We start from the raw sequence: 20,412 nt of genomic DNA on the forward strand, positions 1-20,412 counted from the left end.
ACTTCTTTTTTTCGAATTTAACCCCCTCTCTCCCAATTTTTTCTCTCCTCAAAGTAATGGTATTAAACGAAAACACATTAAATTTGTTTCTATCATGAAATACTAACCGCCATTCAAAATTTTATACTATGCGTTGGACATTAAAAACAAAACCGGAGGCTCACCTAGTTTCATCCTTAGCCGCTCAGCTAAAGGTGGACGAGCGTATTGCTACGTTGTTGATTCAAAGAGGAATTTCTACCTACGAGCAGACACGTCAATTTTTCAAACCTATTTTAGCGGATTTACACAATCCATACTTGATGAAAGATATGGACAAAGCGGTCAATCGAATTGAAACAGCGATGGCAAACCAAGAGAATATTTTGGTTTTCGGCGATTATGATGTCGACGGCACTACGGCGGTTTCTTTAGTTTCGGCTTATTTAAGAAGCTATTATCCGAATGTGGCAACCTACATTCCTGATCGATACGACGAAGGCTATGGCATTTCTTTCAAAGGAATTGACTTTGCAGACGACAATGGGTTCTCGCTCATCATTGCTCTCGATTGCGGAATCAAATCAATCGACCATGTGGAATATGCCAACGAAAGAAACATTGACTTTATCATTTGCGACCACCACCGACCGGGAGATAATTTGCCCAAAGCCATTGCCGTTTTAGACCCTAAAAGAGACGATTGTTCCTATCCCTACGACGAATTATGTGGGTGCGGAGTGGGTTTCAAACTCATTCAGGCTTTAGCTCAAAACAGAGGCCAATCCATAGATGACTTACTGCCGTATTTGGATTTGGTAGCTACAGCCATTGCTGCTGATATCGTTCCCATGACGGGTGAAAACCGAATTTTAGCCAAATTTGGATTGGAAGTCATTAACAAAAACCCCAGACCCGGCATAAAAGCCTTGATTCAAAACCTTAAGAAAAAAACACTGACCATAACCGATGTGGTGTTTATCATCGCTCCCAGAATTAATGCCGCCGGAAGAATTAAACACGGCAACCATGCGGTAGAATTATTAACCGAATTCAACCTGGAGCAAGCCGAACAATTTGCGGCCGAAATTGAAGGATATAACATAGACCGAAAAGAATTGGACAAACAAATAACAGTGGAAGCCCTCGCTCAAATTGAAGAAAATCAGGAAAAAGAGAAGTTTACAACGGTTGTCTATCACGAAAAGTGGCACAAAGGTGTTATCGGAATTGTGGCTTCCCGTTTAACTGAAACCTATTACAGACCAACCTTGGTTTTTACCAAAAGCGGTGATAAACTTGCTGCCTCAGCCCGTTCCGTGAAAGATTTTGACATTTACAATGCCTTGGAAAAATGTGCTGAACATTTAGAACAGTTTGGCGGACACATGTATGCCGCCGGAATGACCTTGAAAGAAGAAAATTATGCGGCTTTCAAAGAGGCTTTTGAAAAAGTAGTGCAGGAATCCATTCATCCGGATTTATTGATTCCGGAAATTTCGATTGATGCTGAAATTGAATTGAAAGAAATTAACCCAAAACTCATCCGACTTTTAAACCAATTTGAACCGTTTGGCCCCGAAAACATGACGCCCGTTTTCCTGACAAAAAAGGTCTTCGATACCGGTTACGGAAAAACCATCGGGCAAAATGACGAGCATTTGAAATTATTTGTCAAGCAAAATAATTCGGAAGGATATGGTGTAATTGGTTTTGGGTTGGGAAACAAATTGGAACGAACCAAAGATAAAACCCCGTTTGATTTAGTCTATTGTATTGATGAAAACGAATTCAATGGAAATGTAACGGTTCAATTGCGAGCGAAAGACTTAGCTTAACTAGTCAAACTTTTTCAACTCAAATTTTTCCCCGTCAAAAACTCCATAGGTAAAATAACCAATCCAATCGCCTAAATTTACGTAAGTGGAATTTTCACCTATCTCTAATTGCAAAGGCAAATGACGATGACCAAAGACAAAGTAATCATAATGCTTTTGGGTGAGTTTTCGTTTGGTATATTGCACCAACCACTCGTTTTCTTCGCCTAAAAATTTCACATCTTCGGCACCGGAAATTAATTTGTTTTTGACAGAAAGATATTGAGCTAGTTTAACACCAAGATCGGGATGTAACCAACGGAAAAGCCATTTCGAAAACGGATGAACAAACACTTTTTTCATGCGTTTGTAACCTTTGTCACCCGGTCCTTTTCCATCGCCGTGACCAATTAAAAACGTTTTGCCGTCAAAAGTATAGGCTTGATTATCATGAAAAACGGGAATGTTTAATTCTTTTTCAAAATAATCTGTCATCCATAAATCATGATTGCCTACAAAGAAATAAATCGGAATACCGCGGTCACTCAGTTCGGCAAGTTTCCCTAAAACCCGAACAAATCCTTTTGGCACCACCGTTTTATATTCAAACCAAAAATCAAACAAATCACCCAATAAAAACAAAGCCGTTGCGTCGTGCTTGATCTCATCAAGCCAAGCCACAAATTTTTGCTCCCGCGGAAAACTCTGTTCTGGCGTTTGAGCTCCAAAATGTTGGTCGGAAGCGAAATATAGTTTAGTGGGTTTAACCGTTGTCATATTCTTTTTATCTGGTTGAAACAAGTCGCAATGTAACTTTTAAAAGGGTTATGTATTATCCGAGGCATACCATTCCGCAAAGGAACTCTCGGTTTCCTGCAATTTTAACGAATGGAGTTCAACATCGTGGGGCAATCGGCTTGTAATTCTTGCTGCAAAATCAATCACCATGTTTTCACTCGTAGGCTGATAGTCAACCAAAATCACATGATGGCCTCTGTTTTTAAGCTCATTGGCCAACTCCACATGGGGCGTATTTTGATTAAAAACAGTGGCATGGTCAAATTGATCCACGATTTCTTCTTTGACAATTTTTTTTAAATCGCCAAAATCAATCACCATTCCATATTTCACGTTGGTTGCATCTTCAATAGGCGTTCCGATAACCGTAACCGACAATTTATAACTGTGACCATGCACATTTTTACACTTCCCATCGTAGCCGTAAAGTGCATGACCGGTTTCAAAGCTAAACTGTTTGGTAATTCGTATTGTTGCCATTGGAAATTAATTTAGGTGCAAAGGTATGAATTGCTACTGATTTTTGCCTCTTTTTTTGGCAGCGTAATACATCCAATAAGCAATACCAATCAAAAGCACAAAAGGAATAAAAGAACCGATGATTACCCCAATTTGATAACCTTCATCCGGTGAGTTTTTGAGTTTTTCTTCGATAGATGGTTGAAGTATAAGGAACAATAATTTCATGAAACAGTTTATTTACATTGAGTTGTTTTAAAGTTAAAAAAGAACGGATTTCCGTTAACATATACTTAACTTTTGCAAGTATAAAAGTATAAAATAAAAGCAAAATTCCTCGCATAAATTTACAATTTATTCAACAAATTAGAAATAATTTAATGTAGAGATTGGACATGTTAATTGTAGATTAACGTTCATTTTTCTTTTTCCAAATAGTTTTGCAAGAACTAATATTAACAGAAAATTAACGATGAAAAAATTACTATTAATTGCTTTTATCACCTTGTGTACTGCTGTAACTTCAGCTCAAGGAACAGGAGTTATTACAGGAAAAGTAACCGAAAGTGAGCAAGGTTTTTCACTTCCAGGAGCTACCGTAAAACTAAATGCGGGCAACAGGTATGCAATATCTAATCAAAACGGTGTGTTTGAATTTTTGAATGTTCCGATGGGAACTTTTGAAATAGAGATTACGTACATAGGCTATCAACCACAAAAACAAACGGTGACTGTTGAATCGTCAAAAAATGTTTCAATCAATTTTGTTTTGGTTCCAGGAAACGATGAGTTGACTGAAGTTGTTATTATCGGTGACCGTTTAAGAGGGCAGGCCAAGGCAATCAACCAACAAAAAACCAACAAAAACATTACCAACGTAATCTCTTCCGACCAAGTGGGTCGTTTTCCGGATGCAAATATTGGCGACGCTCTAAAAAGAGTACCGGGTATTACCATGCAAAACGACCAAGGAGAGGCCCGAAATATTATTGTTAGAGGTATTGCACCTGCTTTAAACTCGGTAACCTTAAACGGGGATCGTATCCCTTCGGCTGAGGGAGATAACAGAAATGTTCAGATGGACTTGATTCCTGCGGATATGATTTCAACAATTGAAGTAAACAAAACGCTTACTTCAGATATGGATGCAGATGCTATTGGAGGTTCAGTTAACTTAATTACTCGTGCAACACCCAACGGACCTAGAGTCTCTGCTACACTTGCAGGAGGTTATAGCCCAATTCGAGATAAAGGGAATTACACTGCCGGTTTTGTTTTAGGAAACCGATTTTTGGATAAGAAATTAGGAGTTGTTTTTAGTGCCTCTTACAATAACAATAATTTTGGATCTGATAATGTGGAAGGCGTTTGGGTTGAGGGAGAGAAAAATCAGGTATACATGGAAGAATATGACGTGCGAAAATACGATGTACAAAGGGTTCGTAACTCATTTGCACTTGCAACAGATTACAAGTTCAATGAAAACAACTCCATTTATGTAAATGCAATGTATAATTTTAGAGATGATTATGAAAATCGTTACCGAACGAGATTCCGCGGTATTGACCCCGTTTATGATGCAAACGACGACATCATTGGTTTTGAAGGCGATGTAAGAAGACAAACTAAAGGGGGAATCGCAGACAATAAAGATGCTCGTTTAGAACGTCAAGTAGTACAAAATTATGCGATGGGTGGCGAACACCTATTGAGTTCAAAACTGGATATGGATTGGGCAGTAAATTATGCACAAGCAAGTGAAGATAGACCCGGTGAAAGATATATTGAATACCAAAATAGAGGATTAGACATTAACCAAGATTTATCAGATACCAGATTTCCGCTACTTACTTCGCCTGACGCTGACGTAGCAGAAGATTTTGAGTTTAGAACGTTATCTGAAAATGATAACTATACAGAAGAATCTGAACTAGGATTAAAATTAAATTTTAGATTGCCTTTTTCTGTTATCGCTGACCAAAAAGGGCGTATACGTTTTGGAGGACGTGCCAGAATTAAAGACAAAAGTAGAGACAATACCTTTTTTGAATATGAACCAATTACTGAGTTCGGAAATTTAAATGCAATTCCAACAAGCTTCTATGGCGGTGAAGACTGGCAAGCAGGATCACAGTATGTGCCTGGAACATTCGCAAGCAATTCATTTTTAGGTGGTTTAGATTTGAATAATGCAGCATTATTTGATAAAGAGGATATTCCGAGCGAATATTTAGCATTGAACTACAAAGCAAAAGAAGATATTTATGCAACCTATATTCGTTGGGATCAGGATTTTAATGCTAACTTATCTATGATTGTTGGAGTACGTGTTGAAAATACATATATCAATTATTCAGCCAATTATGTGGAAGATGAAGAAGATTTGGTTGGTGAAGTAAACAATACAAATTCCTATACAAATGTGTTGCCAAGTTTGGCATTCAAATACAATGGAAAAAATAATTGGGTATACAGAGCAGCATTTACTACTTCTTTGGCAAGACCTAATTATTATGACTTAGCTCCATTTATTAGTGTAATTCCAGACGATGATTCTGAAATCGTAGCCGGAAACCCAAATTTAAAAGCTACGTATGCCTATAACTTTGACTTAATGGTTGAAAAATACTATAAATCAGTAGGTCTTTTGTCGGGTGGCGTTTTTTATAAAAACTTAAACGATTTTATTTATACCTACCGTGATAATCAATACACCAATGTTGAATTTGCTACTGATTTTCCGGGTCAACCGAATCCAATACCTGAAATAAACCCAGGTAATTGGGGATTAACACAACAAAGAAATGGCGAAAGTGTTGACGTATATGGATTTGAAGTTTCCCTTCAAAGACAATTAGATTTTATTCCCGGTACATTCTTTAAAGGATTAGGGGTTTATTTAAATTATACATTTACCGAGTCAGATGCCAAAGGAATTACAAATTCTGATGGTGAAGAAAGAACTGATGTGCCACTTCCGGGGACTGCTCCACACATGTTTAATGGTTCGTTATCTTGGGAAAATAAAAGGTTCTCCGCCCGAATCTCCTTAAATTATGCCGCTGATTATTTAGATGAATTGGGTGGTGATGCGTTTGATGATCGATACTATGATGAACAGTTGTTCTTAGATGCCAATGCATCCTATAAAATTACCGACAAAATACGTATTTTCGCTGAAGCAAATAACTTGACCAACCAACCGTTGCGTTATTATCAAGGAATTGCCTCAAGAACAATGCAAATGGAATATTACCAAGCACGTTATAATTTTGGTTTAAAATTCGATTTGTAAAATTAATTTAGCAATTTAAAATGTTTGATGGGGTCTGTAAAACCCTGTCAAACATTTTTTAATTTTTTATTCTATGAAAAAGAAATTATTCATCGTTATATTTTTTTTATGGGTGCAAGTGACATTGGCTCAAGACTATTTAAAAGAAGAAAAATCGGGCTACAAAGGCGGCTTTATCCCCGAATTAAAGCTAGTAGAGGAAAGTCTGAACTTTTTGGTATTGGGTGATTTCGGCAGAAATGGCGAGTACCACCAAAAAGACGTAGCCGTGCAAATGTCGAAAGCAGCCGCCACAATCGATTCTGAATTTGTCATTTCTGTTGGGGATAATTTCTATCCCAATGGGGTTCAAAGTACGCAAGACCCGCACTGGGGAGCTTCCTTTGAAGATATTTATTTCAACCACAACCTGCAAACCGATTGGTATGTAGCTTTGGGCAATCATGATTACAATGGTAATATTCAAGCCCAAATTGATTATTCAAAAATCAGTAGACGTTGGAACATGCCCGCCACTTACTTTAAAGAAACCGTAGAATTGGAAGACGGAAGCAAAGCATTGCTGGTGTTTATCGATACCAATCCGTTTATAAAAAGTTACCACTCCAAAGGCGATGAAATGGAAGAGAATGTCAAAACACAAGACACCCTCGCTCAAAAAAAGTGGTTGATAGAAACCTTGCAAACAACCGACGCCTCTATCAAATGGAAAATAGTTGTAGGTCATCATCCAATGTATTCCGGTGGTAAGCGAAAAACGAGTCAGGATACCAAAGATATTGAAACGGTTTTTGCACCTATTTTCGACCAATACAAAGTAGATGCTTATTTGTGCGGACACGAACATGATTTGCAAGTAATCAAACCTAAAGGACGTTATACCATGCAATTTTTATCCGGTGCCGGTTGCGAAGTTCGTCCTACAGGAACCAGAGAAGGAACGCTTTTTGCCTTGTCGGAACCGGGTTTTATGACCTTTAGTCTCACACCAAAGTTGATGCTGGTGCAACTGGTCAATGCCCAAGGAAAAATTGTTTATACCCAAGAATTAAAAAAATAACGATGAAAAAAGTATATATACTTGCACTAACTTCAGGATTACTAACATTTTCTTGCAGCGATAAATTAGCTCCGCTAAAAAAAGACGCCATCGCTCCAACAGTGGTCACGCAACCACTACCGCATGATACCGATGATCCCGCTATTTGGATTCATCCCACCGATGCAACCAAAAGTGTAATTATTGGAACGGATAAGGACACGGATGGCGGTTTGTATATGTACGATTTAAAAGGAACTATTCTTAAGAAATCCATTGTTTTACAAAGACCGAACAATGTCGATATTGCCTACGGTTTAAAAGTAGGAGAGTCAACCATCGATATCGCAGTAACCACCGAACGCGAAACCAATAAAATCAGAGTGTTCGCAATGCCCAATTTGGAACCGATTGACAACGGTGGAATACCTGTTTTTGAAGGTGAAACCGAAAGAGACCCGATGGGAATTGCGTTGTATACGCGACCTTCCGACGGTGCTGTTTTTGCAATTGTGGGCCGAAAGTTCGGACCATCGGGAACGTACTTATGGCAATACGAATTAAACGCCGGCGTAAATGGAACCGTGTCGGCTACTTTGGTTCGAAAATTTGGAAACTTTAGCGGTAAAAAAGAAATTGAAGCGATTGCGGTGGACAATGAATTTGGTTTTGTTTATTGTTCAGACGAACAAGTTGGAATCCGTAAATACTTTGCCGATCCGGCTAAAAATGTCAATACCGAGTTAGTAATTTTTGGTCAAAAAGACTTCAAATCCGACCATGAAGGAATTGCTATTTACAAAAGTTCGCCAAACACCGGCTATATTTTAGTCTCCAACCAACAAGCCAATACTTTTGTGGTTTTTGCTAGAGAAGGTACCAACGGCAATCCAAACCAACACCTAAAATTGGCTGAAGTATCAACTTCCACGATTGAATGCGATGGTTCCGATGCCACTGCCATAAATCTCGGACCGCAATTCCCCAAGGGAATGCTTGTAGCCATGAGCAACGGAATGACATTTCATTACTACAATTGGGAAGTCATTCAAAAAATAATAAATGGCAAACAGTAAGAAATAAAAAAACTAATTGTAACCAGTACTTCACTACTTGCAGTTTGACTTTTGAAATTTGGAATTTGGAATTTGGAATTTCTATTTTGGAATTTCGATTTTAGAATTTGGATTTTCTACTTTATTTCCCTTATATTTGCCACCGCTTGGGGATGTAGCTCAGTTGGCTAGAGCGTTTGGCTGGCAGCCAAAAGGTCGTGGGTTCGAGCCCCATCTTCTCCACTTATAACCTCGTAAAGTCTTTATTTACGGGGTTTTGTGTTTTTAGAGGCAAAACTAAGGGTATTTTTATTGATAAATTAAAGCCCGTTAAGCTAAGAGTTCACAACAATTATTTAATAAAAACTCCCCAATTTTTATAATTATTGGTATTGCGAAACTAGTATACTAAATCCATTCCTAATTCGTTAAATTAAAATAGCATTTAGTTCTTTATTCATCATTCACAAAACCTTAAAATTGAAATATAATGAAAGTACAGATTATTTTCCTATTGCTTTTTATTCATCTGAGTTGTTTTAGTCAAATCAAAGTTGAGCAGAGAGATCCGTTGTATCAACATGATTATGAATCAGAACTTATACAGGAAAACAGTTCCATCATCATTTCAAAATACAAATCTTCTACCATCAATGAAATTAGTTTGGTTTTAAAAACAGAAGCAAAGAGATGTCCGGATGGTTATGGTATCGAACTAACTCTTTCAGATGGAGAAGTTTTGAAATTTGATAATTTGGAAGTCAATTGTTCAGCTTTGGAAGCAAGAAAATTTAATTTAATGGGAAGCATTATCTTAACCCCGGAATTGTATAAAAAATTATCCGAAAGTGAAATTACTGAATTTAGGTTAGGCAACCAGAAAGTTACGGTTGTCTACAAAGAAAAAGAAGAAAATCTAAAAGGGTTATTTAAATTTTCAGAAAGTTTTTAAACAATATTTTACATTTATTTTCAAAAAAAAACTCAGTGAAAATGGCTTTCACAGAGTTTTTTATAATTATTTAGAAACTAATTAGTAGAATAATTTTATTACTCATCCGGCAACGGATCACCTACTTTGATATCACAGCGGTGATGAGGTTGTCCATGAGCCGGGTTGTTCTTTGGCTTGGGTGTGTTGGCATCAGCCGTGGCAGTAGTAGCCGGTTTAGGTTGTGGGGTTGAGGCAGGAGTGGCATTCATCGTAGGAGCAGGAGCAGGTGCCGGTTGTGTACTCTGCACCGTTTTAAAGAACGATTTTGGAGCCTCTGCAGGAGTTGGAGCCGCAGGAGCAGGAGCAGGAGCAGGTGCCGGTCCGGATCCGTCTAATGGTGCACCAACAGCAATATCACAACGGTGAAAAGGTTGTCCGTGAGCCGGGTTTAATTTTGGAGCTTCTCCCTTAGAACCCGCAGCAGCAGTAGTAGCGGGTGTCTCAGGGGTCGTGGTTTCAGCAGCAGCATCCGGAACAGAAACTTCTGTTGGCACAGCCGGTGTTTCAGCAGGAGCTTCTTCTGAATTTTTACAGGAACTTAAAAAGAAAGTACTTCCTGCCAATAGCAATAAAAAAGAGGTTGATTTCATAGCATTGATTGATTTCTATTTTCAAATATAATAATAAAAAACAAAGAGAGGCTTTATTTTAACAAGTTGTACTAAAAATAAGCCCGCAACTGCACATTGCCCGTGTGAATCGTATCACTGGTTTCACTCTTTCGCCCTTGATAATTCACATTGACGTCTAAAAAACGGGTCAAATTCTTTTGAATCAACAACCGCCAAGTTTGGTTTCTCCCGGGTTGCAATCCTTCCAACATTTGAAAACCCACAGCCGATAATTCATCTCCCACATAATCATTGGCGTAAAAAGAGACTTCTCCATTCAGCGTAAATTGTTTTTCACCGGCATAGGTAAAAGAAGTGCCAAACCGATTTTGACGCAAGGTTTCCAATTCTCCCATCTGATTTTCTTTGTTTTGGTAGTCATAAAACAAATCCAAACTGGCATTTTTAGTGAATAAATAGCTTACACGGGGAGCAAACTGATAACCAAAAATCTCAAAATCACGGTTGAGGTAATTTTCTGATTCCGACAGGGAATTGATCGTTTTGGCGTTGACTAAAAACAGCCAACTCTTTTGTAACAAATGGGTATATTGCAACTGATGGGATTGATTAATCGTCTTTTGAAAACCCACCGAAAGCAGATTCTGCGACTTACTTTTCACAAAGGTATAGGTAACAGAATGGTTTTGTTTCCCCCGATTATAGGACAAATTGTTCATGAAACTGTTGTTCAGCCCCAATAAATCAGTTTCATCCTGCTGAAAAGGATTCAAATTGAATTCCCCCGAAGCACGGTCCGTTTTCCGATCTACTAAAAACGTAGTCTGGTTATAAAAATAAGAAAGGAACTTTTTAAAACCCGTTTGGTTTTGCCATTGCAAGGGATTCAAGGTCAAGGCTTGTGAAAATTTAATTTGATGCGTATTCACAAACACCTGATTGGGCAAATACACCCGCACATATTTTGCCTGATCGGGAAAAGGAGCCACTTCAAACTCAGCCAGCTCCTGAATGCCGTTATTGTTATAATCATTCCAAGTATACACGCCTTGTCCGGGGTCTACTTCTATATAGGTAAACTCCTGTTGGGCTAACGTTCCCGAAGAAGTTTCATAAACAGTAGTCAATTGAAGCAATTGGATAAAAAACCTGTCGTTATACAAGATGCGGGAATTTAACGAAGGCGAATCATCCAGGGTTTCATCCTCAAACTGTAAATTGCGGTAGTTGACAAAAACAGATAAATCACTTTTCGCTGTTTGCAACAAACGGGAGTTTAAATAGTAGGAATGAGAACGGTTCACCCGTTGCACAAAGCCATTTTGCAAACTGTCATTCACCCGATGCAAATAACCCACTTCCACAAATACTTTTGTTGAATCACCCCGCCCAATGAAACTGCCAAACTCAGAAAACCGTTGACTGAGGGCAGAAAGTGATTGGGTAGCCTTAATTTTTTCTTCATTGTCTTCCGTCCGAAAACTACCGCCTGCCCAATTTTTGTTCCAATGGTATTTCACCCGACTATCACTGCGGGCAAACGAAGTGGTGGAATAGGTGCCGTCACTTTTCAAGAAACTGCTGTTGTTTTGAAAGAGCCATTTTTTATAGGAATACCGAGCGTCAAACACATGCCGTGACCCTGAATAACTATCGGAGAAATCCAGCTTTTCAAATTGGTACTTCGCAAAGTCGTTTTCAGGAGCATTAAAATGTAACCCGGAAACCAACAAACTTTGATTGCCCGTGGTACTGGTCAAGTTCCAATCACGGTCAAATTCAATGGTAAAAAGCCGTTCTATGGTTCGGAACTCCTGTTGGATAAATTGGTAATTGGCAAAAGCATCCAAGGTCCATTGCTTTGTAAACAAACGTTGTTTGCCGTTAAACCGACCTGCAACACCTTGATTATTGGCATCATCGATACCCGAATACAAATTCAGGTCATTGTTGCTCAACCCTAACTCAAAATCGACCATGGTTTTTTCGGAAGGATTGTATTTTCCCATCACGGTGGCAATCTGAATCTTAACCGGAGCTATTAATCGAATAATCGGTTCATAATTTCCTTGGGGTACGCCGGCAATAGGTTCCACATAGGCATAAATCCTTCCCACAGCCTGATTGTTAGCCAAGATATAATTCCCTTGATTATTCCCAACGAGTGAAAACCGTACATTGTATAATTCTTCTAACGGATCATTTGAAAATTGATAAACATCCACCCCGGAAATAAGTACTTTTCGATACAATATTTTATTTACAGAAAAGCTGTCTAAATAGGCCGATGGAGCAACCATTTTAGATTGATCGTCTCCGGCTTCCTTTAAGATTTCCACTTGTTCCGTAGAAAGATTTTGTTGTAAAGGTTGGTTCTTTACGTCATTTTCAGAATACAGAAACCCACCGATACTCCATTTTTCACGCTCATGCAGTACTCCGCCGTAAGCAACAAAACGAGTAAAATTGCGGTCGGAAAATTGGTATTCAATAGAAATTCGCATTTCAGAAGTAATAGGAAAAAGGGAAGTAAATGTCACTTCACCGGCATTGTAATCAATCGTATACTGATTGTTTTCACCGCGTTGCAATAAAAGGCCGTTCACAAAAACACGTTCCGAACCGGAAATAACCAACACGTAGGATTCGCCGTTGTTGCCTTTTAATTTATAGGGTCCCTGATTGCCTTCCAAACCCGTAAAGGCACTTTTGGCATATTGCCCCCGAACCAACGCCCCGGAAGCAAATACGGAAGTTTTGTTTCCTTCATTGCCAAAATGGAATTGTGTTGAGATACCTTGCACTTTCTTGTTGAAATTCAGAAACCTTGATTGCCTGTTTTCTAAGAATAAATCACCGGCACGAATGTTCCATTTATCAGAAAACAATTCGATAAAAATCTGGTCAAATTCATCCAGTTTTTGCGAATAACCGCCTTCCTGTAACGGAATGTTGCTGTCTTGAATAGAAGCCCGTAAACCCACTTTATCAGACAATTTCCCCGAGATTTGGAGGTCTAAATTAGAATTAACCACAGCATTTTGATTGCTCCCTATGGTCACCCCACGGGTGATGCTTCCGGAAGTGGTGAGCCCGTCAAATGGTTTGAAATTGTTGATGCGATCATTGGAAAGTGAATACAATTGACCGTTTCCGCGGGCATTTGGAACTACTTTGCTGTTGTCGTAAATGCTATAGGTTTTGGTTAAATAGTCGGGAAATGTCAAGTAGCGGACCGTTAAGGTATCGTTGGATTGGAATTTTTTTTTAAAAACTATTGTTCCTTTTTGATAATTGATGTTGTAAAAAGTTGTGTCAATCGAATTGCCATTTCCGTCTAAAACTTTGAAGAATTGCTTGTTAATACTAACTTTTTCAAGCGAAATTGTATCCGTTGAAACGGTGATTTTTTTCTTTTTATATGGTGTTTCGCTTTCCTGAGCCCACAACCCGGAAACCATCAAAAAGAACATCCCTAAAAAGCCATTTTTCAACATAATTATACAAACTCTAAAAATTCAAAAGTAGTATTTTTGAGAGTCAAAATATGGGTTCTTTCAATTAACTTGAAACCTACTAAAAATAATTGTAAATTTTCTTTTATCCTGTTCATTACCCTATCACAAAAAACTAAGTGATTTGGATTACCTCATTTTAAAACAAAAAAAAGAGCTGTTTAATAACAAAACAGCTCATTTAATGAAAAAATAATAACCTTTATTATTTTGGCATTACCACAGTATCAATGGCATGAATTACACCATTTGAAGCGGCAACATCTGCAAGTACAACCTTTGATTTTCCACCATTTGCGTCCGTTAACACCACATTACCGTCTACTAAACTCAACGTAACTTTTCCACCTTGTACGGTAGCAACTTCGAATTTACCTTTGTTTGTGTTTATAGCTTCAATTACTTGAGCAGCTTCAAGTTTTCCTGCTACAACGTGGTACGTTAAAACAGCCGTTAATTTGTCTTTGCTCTCTGGCTTTAATAATGTTTCTAACGTTCCAGCAGGAAGTTTTTCAAAAGCAGCATTGGTTGGTGCAAATACAGTGAAAGGACCTTCACCACTCAAAGTTTCTACCAATTCTGCCGCTCCAACAGCCGTTACTAATGTACTGAAATCAGCATTTCCAGCGGCAACACCTACAATGTTTGGTGTTTCAACAACTTCAACAGCTTCTTCTACAGCTTCTTCTACAGTTTCAACAACTTCAACAGCTTCTTCTTTTTTAGCTTCACCACAAGAAGCACCAAACATTCCAACAAGAGATAAGATAGTTAATGATTTAATTAATTTCATTTTGTTTTTTTTAAAAATTAGAGTATAAAGATAGCGCTTTATAATGTTTGTTTAATTTATTTAACAAAAAATTAAACAAAGTTTATCAGCGACAGTAATAGGTTATTGGAGTTCGCTACTTATTATGAAAAATTATCTAGATACATCCCCAACTCGTTGTTGTAACAAAAGAGGTGAAAACCCAAAATGTGAAACCAAGACCTACTCCAGCGTCACCACCTGTAATGTATCTCTACTAATCTGCTTCACTAAAACCGTTTTATTTGCCTCCACCATTTGTGCGGCTTTTTCAGTAAAATGACGAATGGTGTAGAGCGATACATTTTCATTATATGACACTTTAAATTTTTTGGAAAGTATCGTTTTTAACTCGGGGAAATGACCAAATTTATCCTCTATACAAACAGAAAAACTAATGGCGGTATTCTGAATCAAACTGACTTTAATTTTATAGTGATGAAACAAGGCAAAAATTTCGCTGATGTTTTCCTCCATAATAAAGGAGAAATCAATAGTCGAAAGTGAAATCAACAGCTGGTTTTTCTTCACAATAAAACAAGAAGTATGCGGTTCTAAATCAGCTCCTTTTGAAACTTTTGTTCCCGATAACAGCGGATTCACAAATGACTTAACAAACAGTGGAATTTCTTTGCGTTGCAAGGGTTGCAATGTTTTGGGATGAATCACTGTTGCTCCGTAAAAGGCTAGCTCTATCGCTTCCCGATAAGAAATTTGGTTGAGCAAAATGGCATTTTCAAAATAACGGGGATCGGCATTCAACACACCGGGAACGTCTTTCCAAATGGTCACACTTTCGGCATTTAAACAATAGGCAAATATGGCCGCAGTATAATCCGAACCTTCCCGTCCTAGTGTTGTTGTAAAGTTGTTTTCATCGGAACCTAAAAACCCCTGTGTTATATTCAGAGCTTTTTTCTTTACCCCTTTTGAAATCAGCTTTTGCGTTTGTTCCCAATCCACTAAAGCATCACGGTAAGTTGCATCGGTTTTAATGAACTGACGCACATCAATCCAATTGTTTTTTAAGCCACTGTAATTAAAAAAATGACTCACGATGGTAGTCGAAACCAATTCACCATAACTCACAACTTGGTCATAGACAAAGTTATAATTGGGCGATTTATTATGACTTAAAAAATAATCCAAATCTTCAAAATGCGAATTGATGGCTTTAAAAACAGGATGCTTGTCGTCTTCAAAAAGTTCCAGCAATATCTGATTGTGATATTTTCGAACCTCTTGAACAGAAGCATTCAAGGCTTCTGATTTGTCGAAATAATTTTTAATCACAACTTCTAATGCATTGGTAGTTTTTCCCATTGCGGAAATGACTAACAAGACATCTTCATAGCCTACTTTTTCTAAAACAGACAATACGTTTTTTACACCTTCGGCGTCCTTAATGGAAGCTCCACCAAATTTGAATATTTTCATGCGTTAGCAGTTAAATTAATTTCTTTATTTCAATTATCGTTATTTATCATTCAAAAATCGCTTAATTCCTTCTTCATCCATATGGGCCACACGCCAATCAGTCAATACTTTTGCTCCTGACTTTTCGTAAAACTGAATGGCCGGTAAATTCCAATCCAATACATTCCATTCGATTCGTCGGACACAGTCTTTTTTACCTTGTTCAATAATTGCAGTATATAAAGCCAATCCTGCACCTGAACCACGGTGATTTTCTTTTACAATCAAATCTTCTAAATGAATGGTTTTGCCTTTCCAGGTTGAATAGCGATAATAATACAAAGCCATTCCAATAATTTCACCCTTTAACTCTGCTACATACGAATAAAATAAAGGCTTTTCACCGAAACCATCCCGAACCAAATCATCCACCGTAACAACTACAACATAAGGTTCTTTTTCAAAAATAGCCAATTCTTTTATTAATTCGAGCACTGAAGGCATTTCGTTGGGTGTTCCTTTTCGGATAATCATCACATAAAATATTTCAACAAAAATACAATTCTAAATTCATTTTAAACTAATTATCATTCGTATCACAAAAATTTAGATATTTGTGCCACAAATACAACTACAACGTTTTCGTAATGGAAAAAAGAAACACAACCCTCGGTGAATTTATCATCGAAAAACAAGAAGAATTTCAGTACTCAACCGGAGAGCTATCCAGAATCATTAATTCCATCCGTTTGGCGGCAAAAGTGGTTAACTACAAGGTAAATAAAGCCGGATTAGTTGACATCGTAGGAGCTGCCGGGGAACAAAATATTCAAGGGGAAGACCAGCAAAAATTGGATGTTTATGCCAATGAAGTATTTATTCAAACCCTTATTAATCGCGAAATTGTATGCGGAATTGCTTCGGAAGAAAATGATGATTTTATCACGGTGGCCGGAAGCGACAACGGTCATAACAACAAATATGTAGTGTTAATGGATCCGTTAGATGGCTCTTCAAATATTGATGTAAACGTTTCACTGGGAACTATATTTTCTGTTTTCCGACGCAAAACACCAATGGGTACTCCTGTAACCATAGAAGATTTTCTTCAACCGGGAATCAACCAAGTTGCCGCAGGTTATGTGATTTATGGAACGTCAACTATGTTGGTTTACACCACCGGACATGGCGTAAATGGATTTACACTAAACCCGGCCATCGGTACATTTTATCTTTCACATCCGAATATGAAATATGCTGAAACAGGGACAATTTATTCGATAAACGAAGGCAATTATGTTCATTTTCCACAAGGGGTGAAAGATTATATTAAATACTGTCAGTTGGAAGAAGAAGACAGACCTTACACCTCGAGATACATCGGAAGTTTAGTCTCAGATTTTCATCGAAATATGATAAAAGGCGGAATCTATATTTACCCAACCAGTTCAAAAGCACCCAATGGGAAATTACGTTTGTTATACGAATGTAATCCCATGGCTTTTTTGGCAGAACAATCCGGTGGCAGAGCCTCAGACGGTTATAATCGCATTATGGAAATTCAACCTTCTGAATTACACCAACGTGTTCCCTTCTTTTGTGGAAGCCTAAAAATGGTGGAGAAAGCAGAAGAGTTTATGGAAAAGTATAAATAAAAAAGATAGAACAAAAAAGCCCCGAATTTCAGAGCTTTTTCTTTATTTATTCATGTGTTGCATTTCAAAAATAAAGGTATCTAAGTCAACGTTGTGAACTAAAAGGGCGAGAGCCTTGTCAACTATATAGGTTACATTTACCGGAGTAAAACCCAAATACAAAGCATACCGAGTCAAAATATCTTTTTGTCGTGGCCCTAAAATATGATCAGCATAAACCATTCGACCTAAATCATACAATCGTTCTAAACGTTGAATATATAAATACGGTGGATCAACTGGATATTTTGTCGGATTTTCAAGGATTTCCTGGTATTCCTCCGGAGAGATATCCAACTTTAACGCAATACGGTCTAAGAATTTCTTTTCATCATCCGTAAGGACGTTGTCAGAAAGTGCAATTTTAACAAAAGAGGAGAAATAACCTTTATTTCTTTCTTTAAAACCGCTATCAAATAAATCTGAAAATGACATAATTTTTGTGTTTATCTATACTACAAAGATAATTCTATTTTCAAATTATTCCGCCTATTTGTTTAAAATATTTAGCGGAAAAGTACACCTTAAACATCAATTTTGAAGTTTTTGTGAGAAGCGTTTCAAAATATATTGTAAGTTTGAATTCCCTAAATTTTAAATTAATATACGATGTCTGAATTTTGGTTGTATTTTGAGATTGGACTCAAACATGTGTTGGATTGGAATGGTTATGACCATGTTTTGTTTCTAATAGCCTTAACGGTTCCTTATGCCTTTAAAGATTGGAAAAGAGTGTTGATTTTGGTTTCGCTTTTTACACTCGGACATACTTTGGCATTGCTACTTTCCGTTTATGGAGTGGTTGTGATTAAAGCTAATTTAGTTGAGTTTCTCATTCCGATTACTATATTGATAGTGGCTTTATTTGACTTATTCACGGCAGGAAAATCCGGAAAAAAAGAAAGCATCACTTTTGTTGCATTTATAACTACCTTCTTCGGAATTATTCATGGGCTTGGCTTTTCGAATTATTTCAAAACTATTTTACCGGGAAATAGTTCGGAAAAATTACTGCCTTTACTGGAGTTTGCGTTAGGAATTGAAGCAGCTCAGCTTATTGTTGTTTTTATTGTTTTACTTTTGTCCTATGTTTCTCAAACAGCTTTTCGTTTTTCAAAACGGGATTGGACCTTGGTGATGTCATCTTTTGTGATAGGAGTTGTGTTGCCAATGATTATTAATAGTGAAATTTGGAATAGATAAATTCCTAACAACAGTTGTTAAAAAATGAATAAAAAGAAATTAAATAAATACGACAAGGCCTACCTTCGCATTGCGAAAGAATGGAGTAGATTGTCTTATTGCAAACGCAAACAAGTAGGAGCCATCATTGTGAGAGATAGAATGATTATTTCAGATGGATATAATGGAACTCCTTCTGGATTTGAAAACTGTTGTGAAGAGGAAAGCGGAACAACAAAATGGTATGTTTTACACGCTGAAGCCAATGCCATTTTAAAAGTGGCCGGTTCTACTCAATCTTGTGAAGGTGCAACACTCTATATTACATTGTCGCCCTGCAAGGAATGCAGTAAACTGATACATCAATCCGGAATAAAAAGGGTGGTTTATCATGAAGGATACAAAGACGACAGCGGATTACAGTTTTTATTAAAAGCCGGCGTTGAAGTAGAATTAATAACAGATTTAGAATAACTATTTTTTCCGTTAGCCGGAAAATAAACTGTGAAAATAAAAAAAATATATTGGCCAATTGTTTTCTTTTCTGCCATTGCATTAGGTGTTGTGATTGGAGGAAAACTCAATTATTTTTCAAATAAAACGACTTTCACTTCTGGAAATTATAAAAGTAAACTGAACAAACTAATCGATTTTATTGAACGGGATTACGTTGACCAAGTCGATACCGACAGTATAGTAGATTTAACGGTTAATGGCATTCTTGAAAAACTTGACCCTCATTCTGTCTATATTACCAAAAATGAATCAAACCTAGTATCAGAATCCATGCGGGGTGATTTTGTTGGAATTGGGGTTAATTTCTACATGTACAAAGACACCATTACAGTAATTAAACCCTTAAACGGTGGACCCTCTGAAAAAGCCGGTATCAAATCAGGAGACCGTATTTTATTTGCCGACAATTACAAACTTTTTGGAAAAAAACTGCCTAATGATTCTTTATATTCTAAATTAAAAGGAGAAATTGGTTCAGAAGTTACCTTGACAGTTTATCGAAAAAGTGAAAATAAAAAGCTTACCGTAAAACTAAAACGAGATGTCATTCCTATTAAAAGCGTAGATGTTTCCTTGATGATAATCCCAACAACGGGTTATATCAAAATTAATCGTTTTGCCGAATCTACTTTTCAGGAATATAGAAAAGGAATAATAAAACTTAAAAAACAAGGAGCAAAAACTATTGTTTTAGATGTTCGTGACAATGGTGGAGGCTATTTAGATCAGGCAGTTCAAATTGCCGATGATTTTTTAGTGGAGAATGCACCTATTGTTTCGACCAAAAATAAAAAAGGAAGGGTTGATAAAACAAAAGCAACCAATAATGGCCTTTTTGAAAATGGAAAAGTCATCATTTTAATAAATGAAAACTCCGCTTCAGCCTCAGAGATTTTAGCAGGAGCCATTCAGGATAATGACCGCGGATTAATTGTAGGTAGGCGCTCTTTTGGAAAAGGATTAGTACAACGCGAAATGTCTCTAGGCGATGGTTCTGCGGTGCGATTAACTGTTGCCCGATATTACACCCCTTCCGGACGTTCAATCCAAAAACCTTATGTTGAAGGAAATGAAGATTATTTCAACGAGTTTGAAAAACGTTTTTATAATGGTGAGTTTTATGAAAAAGACAGTATTAAAGTAGCCGACAGCTTAAAATATAAAACACTCAAAGGGAGAACAGTTTATGGTGGCGGCGGAATTATTCCGGATATTTTTGTGCCTTTACAAGGAAAGCACGGTGATGAAGCCTTGGAAATGTTAATGCAAT

General features: G+C 37.4%; 18 protein-coding genes and 1 tRNA gene. 10 read left to right on the forward strand and 9 right to left on the reverse strand.

The window, feature by feature from the left end; translation table 11 throughout:
* Window positions 1-128: 128 nt before the first annotated feature.
* Window positions 129-1,817, forward strand: coding sequence for a single-stranded-DNA-specific exonuclease RecJ (gene recJ, locus ACIQ2Z_RS04700; protein ID WP_396183004.1), 1,689 nt, complete (start codon window positions 129-131; stop codon window positions 1,815-1,817).
* Here the strand turns inward: recJ and ACIQ2Z_RS04705 are convergent, their stop codons facing one another.
* From ACIQ2Z_RS04705 to ACIQ2Z_RS04715, 3 genes are read right to left on the reverse strand one after another with little or no spacing between them, the layout of a single operon-like run.
* Window positions 1,818-2,573, reverse strand: a complete 756-nt coding sequence (locus tag ACIQ2Z_RS04705; protein ID WP_396183005.1) for a UDP-2,3-diacylglucosamine diphosphatase — start codon at window positions 2,571-2,573, stop codon at window positions 1,818-1,820.
* A 48-nt stretch (window positions 2,574-2,621) separates the two neighbouring features.
* Entirely contained in the window at window positions 2,622-3,074 is a 453-nt protein-coding gene (locus tag ACIQ2Z_RS04710) for a 6-pyruvoyl trahydropterin synthase family protein (RefSeq protein ID WP_396183006.1), read from the reverse strand.
* A gap of 33 nt (window positions 3,075-3,107) precedes the next feature.
* On the reverse strand, window positions 3,108-3,281 hold the full coding sequence (locus tag ACIQ2Z_RS04715; RefSeq protein WP_396183007.1) for a hypothetical protein: 174 nt from the start codon (window positions 3,279-3,281) through the stop codon (window positions 3,108-3,110).
* A gap of 244 nt (window positions 3,282-3,525) precedes the next feature.
* Here ACIQ2Z_RS04715 and ACIQ2Z_RS04720 point away from each other — a divergent pair, with 244 nt between their 5' ends.
* From ACIQ2Z_RS04720 to ACIQ2Z_RS04740, 5 genes are all read left to right on the forward strand, one after another.
* Window positions 3,526-6,348 (forward strand): TonB-dependent receptor, encoded by a 2,823-nt coding sequence (locus ACIQ2Z_RS04720; RefSeq protein ID WP_396183008.1) that lies wholly within the window; start codon window positions 3,526-3,528, stop codon window positions 6,346-6,348.
* A 73-nt stretch (window positions 6,349-6,421) separates the two neighbouring features.
* Window positions 6,422-7,408, forward strand: a complete 987-nt coding sequence (locus ACIQ2Z_RS04725) for a purple acid phosphatase family protein (protein WP_396183009.1) — start codon at window positions 6,422-6,424, stop codon at window positions 7,406-7,408.
* A 2-nt stretch (window positions 7,409-7,410) separates the two neighbouring features.
* On the forward strand, window positions 7,411-8,463 hold the full coding sequence (locus ACIQ2Z_RS04730; RefSeq protein WP_396183010.1) for a phytase: 1,053 nt from the start codon (window positions 7,411-7,413) through the stop codon (window positions 8,461-8,463).
* A 148-nt stretch (window positions 8,464-8,611) separates the two neighbouring features.
* Window positions 8,612-8,685: transfer RNA gene (locus tag ACIQ2Z_RS04735), tRNA-Ala, on the forward strand.
* A 247-nt stretch (window positions 8,686-8,932) separates the two neighbouring features.
* Window positions 8,933-9,394: a hypothetical protein gene (locus ACIQ2Z_RS04740; RefSeq protein ID WP_396183011.1), complete on the forward strand. Its 462-nt coding sequence runs from the start codon at window positions 8,933-8,935 to the stop codon at window positions 9,392-9,394.
* 98 nt (window positions 9,395-9,492) lie between these two features.
* On the opposite strand, the gene ACIQ2Z_RS04745 is transcribed toward ACIQ2Z_RS04740, so the two are convergent.
* The 5 genes from ACIQ2Z_RS04745 to ACIQ2Z_RS04765 all read right to left on the reverse strand — a co-directional run bounded on the left by ACIQ2Z_RS04745 (window position 9,493) and on the right by ACIQ2Z_RS04765 (window position 16,284).
* The gene (locus tag ACIQ2Z_RS04745; RefSeq protein WP_396183012.1) at window positions 9,493-10,026 is read right to left on the reverse strand and encodes a hypothetical protein; all 534 of its coding nucleotides are present in this window, start codon (window positions 10,024-10,026) and stop codon (window positions 9,493-9,495) included.
* A 71-nt stretch (window positions 10,027-10,097) separates the two neighbouring features.
* A complete protein-coding gene (locus ACIQ2Z_RS04750) occupies window positions 10,098-13,505 on the reverse strand; it encodes a hypothetical protein (RefSeq protein WP_396183013.1) in 3,408 nt (1,135 codons plus the stop codon).
* A 223-nt stretch (window positions 13,506-13,728) separates the two neighbouring features.
* Complete coding sequence (locus tag ACIQ2Z_RS04755; RefSeq protein WP_396183014.1) at window positions 13,729-14,316, reverse strand: fasciclin domain-containing protein; 588 nt, start codon at window positions 14,314-14,316, stop codon at window positions 13,729-13,731.
* A gap of 201 nt (window positions 14,317-14,517) precedes the next feature.
* The gene (locus ACIQ2Z_RS04760; RefSeq protein WP_396183015.1) at window positions 14,518-15,771 is read right to left on the reverse strand and encodes an aspartate kinase; all 1,254 of its coding nucleotides are present in this window, start codon (window positions 15,769-15,771) and stop codon (window positions 14,518-14,520) included.
* Between the two features lie 39 nt (window positions 15,772-15,810).
* Window positions 15,811-16,284, reverse strand: a complete 474-nt coding sequence (locus tag ACIQ2Z_RS04765) for a GNAT family N-acetyltransferase (RefSeq protein ID WP_396183016.1) — start codon at window positions 16,282-16,284, stop codon at window positions 15,811-15,813.
* Between the two features lie 113 nt (window positions 16,285-16,397).
* On the opposite strand from ACIQ2Z_RS04765, the gene fbp reads away from it, so the two are divergent.
* Window positions 16,398-17,405: a class 1 fructose-bisphosphatase gene (fbp, locus tag ACIQ2Z_RS04770; RefSeq protein WP_396183017.1), complete on the forward strand. Its 1,008-nt coding sequence runs from the start codon at window positions 16,398-16,400 to the stop codon at window positions 17,403-17,405.
* 42 nt (window positions 17,406-17,447) lie between these two features.
* On the opposite strand, the gene ACIQ2Z_RS04775 is transcribed toward fbp, so the two are convergent.
* Complete coding sequence (locus tag ACIQ2Z_RS04775) at window positions 17,448-17,879, reverse strand: TerB family tellurite resistance protein (protein ID WP_396183018.1); 432 nt, start codon at window positions 17,877-17,879, stop codon at window positions 17,448-17,450.
* Between the two features lie 174 nt (window positions 17,880-18,053).
* On the opposite strand from ACIQ2Z_RS04775, the gene ACIQ2Z_RS04780 reads away from it, so the two are divergent.
* The 3 genes from ACIQ2Z_RS04780 to ACIQ2Z_RS04790 form a co-directional block, all read left to right on the forward strand.
* Window positions 18,054-18,647 carry a HupE/UreJ family protein gene (locus ACIQ2Z_RS04780; protein ID WP_396183019.1) on the forward strand — a complete coding sequence of 198 codons (594 nt, stop codon included), beginning with the start codon at window positions 18,054-18,056 and terminating at the stop codon, window positions 18,645-18,647.
* 24 nt (window positions 18,648-18,671) lie between these two features.
* Complete coding sequence (locus ACIQ2Z_RS04785; protein WP_290857939.1) at window positions 18,672-19,100, forward strand: dCMP deaminase family protein; 429 nt, start codon at window positions 18,672-18,674, stop codon at window positions 19,098-19,100.
* Window positions 19,101-19,130: 30 nt separating this feature from the next.
* Window positions 19,131-20,412, forward strand: a 1,282-nt coding sequence (locus tag ACIQ2Z_RS04790; RefSeq protein ID WP_396183020.1) for a S41 family peptidase, incomplete at its 3' end; no start/stop codon positions are given.

Origin of the sequence: Flavobacterium sp. (assembly GCF_044361015.1) — a bacterium.
Taxonomy (GTDB): domain Bacteria; phylum Bacteroidota; class Bacteroidia; order Flavobacteriales; family Flavobacteriaceae; genus Flavobacterium.

Bases quoted from the DNA above. Each gene is read 5' to 3' on its own strand.
- recJ (WP_396183004.1), top strand. From the start codon at position 129: ATGCGTTGGACATTAAAAACAAAACCGGAGGCTCACCTAGTTTCATCC.
- ACIQ2Z_RS04705 (WP_396183005.1), bottom strand. From the start codon at position 2,573: ATGACAACGGTTAAACCCACTAAACTATATTTCGCTTCCGACCAACAT.
- ACIQ2Z_RS04710 (WP_396183006.1), bottom strand. From the start codon at position 3,074: ATGGCAACAATACGAATTACCAAACAGTTTAGCTTTGAAACCGGTCAT.
- ACIQ2Z_RS04715 (WP_396183007.1), bottom strand. From the start codon at position 3,281: ATGAAATTATTGTTCCTTATACTTCAACCATCTATCGAAGAAAAACTC.
- ACIQ2Z_RS04720 (WP_396183008.1), top strand. From the start codon at position 3,526: ATGAAAAAATTACTATTAATTGCTTTTATCACCTTGTGTACTGCTGTA.
- ACIQ2Z_RS04725 (WP_396183009.1), top strand. From the start codon at position 6,422: ATGAAAAAGAAATTATTCATCGTTATATTTTTTTTATGGGTGCAAGTG.
- ACIQ2Z_RS04730 (WP_396183010.1), top strand. From the start codon at position 7,411: ATGAAAAAAGTATATATACTTGCACTAACTTCAGGATTACTAACATTT.
- ACIQ2Z_RS04740 (WP_396183011.1), top strand. From the start codon at position 8,933: ATGAAAGTACAGATTATTTTCCTATTGCTTTTTATTCATCTGAGTTGT.
- ACIQ2Z_RS04745 (WP_396183012.1), bottom strand. From the start codon at position 10,026: ATGAAATCAACCTCTTTTTTATTGCTATTGGCAGGAAGTACTTTCTTT.
- ACIQ2Z_RS04750 (WP_396183013.1), bottom strand. From the start codon at position 13,505: ATGTTGAAAAATGGCTTTTTAGGGATGTTCTTTTTGATGGTTTCCGGG.
- ACIQ2Z_RS04755 (WP_396183014.1), bottom strand. From the start codon at position 14,316: ATGAAATTAATTAAATCATTAACTATCTTATCTCTTGTTGGAATGTTT.
- ACIQ2Z_RS04760 (WP_396183015.1), bottom strand. From the start codon at position 15,771: ATGAAAATATTCAAATTTGGTGGAGCTTCCATTAAGGACGCCGAAGGT.
- ACIQ2Z_RS04765 (WP_396183016.1), bottom strand. From the start codon at position 16,284: ATGATTATCCGAAAAGGAACACCCAACGAAATGCCTTCAGTGCTCGAA.
- fbp (WP_396183017.1), top strand. From the start codon at position 16,398: ATGGAAAAAAGAAACACAACCCTCGGTGAATTTATCATCGAAAAACAA.
- ACIQ2Z_RS04775 (WP_396183018.1), bottom strand. From the start codon at position 17,879: ATGTCATTTTCAGATTTATTTGATAGCGGTTTTAAAGAAAGAAATAAA.
- ACIQ2Z_RS04780 (WP_396183019.1), top strand. From the start codon at position 18,054: ATGTCTGAATTTTGGTTGTATTTTGAGATTGGACTCAAACATGTGTTG.
- ACIQ2Z_RS04785 (WP_290857939.1), top strand. From the start codon at position 18,672: ATGAATAAAAAGAAATTAAATAAATACGACAAGGCCTACCTTCGCATT.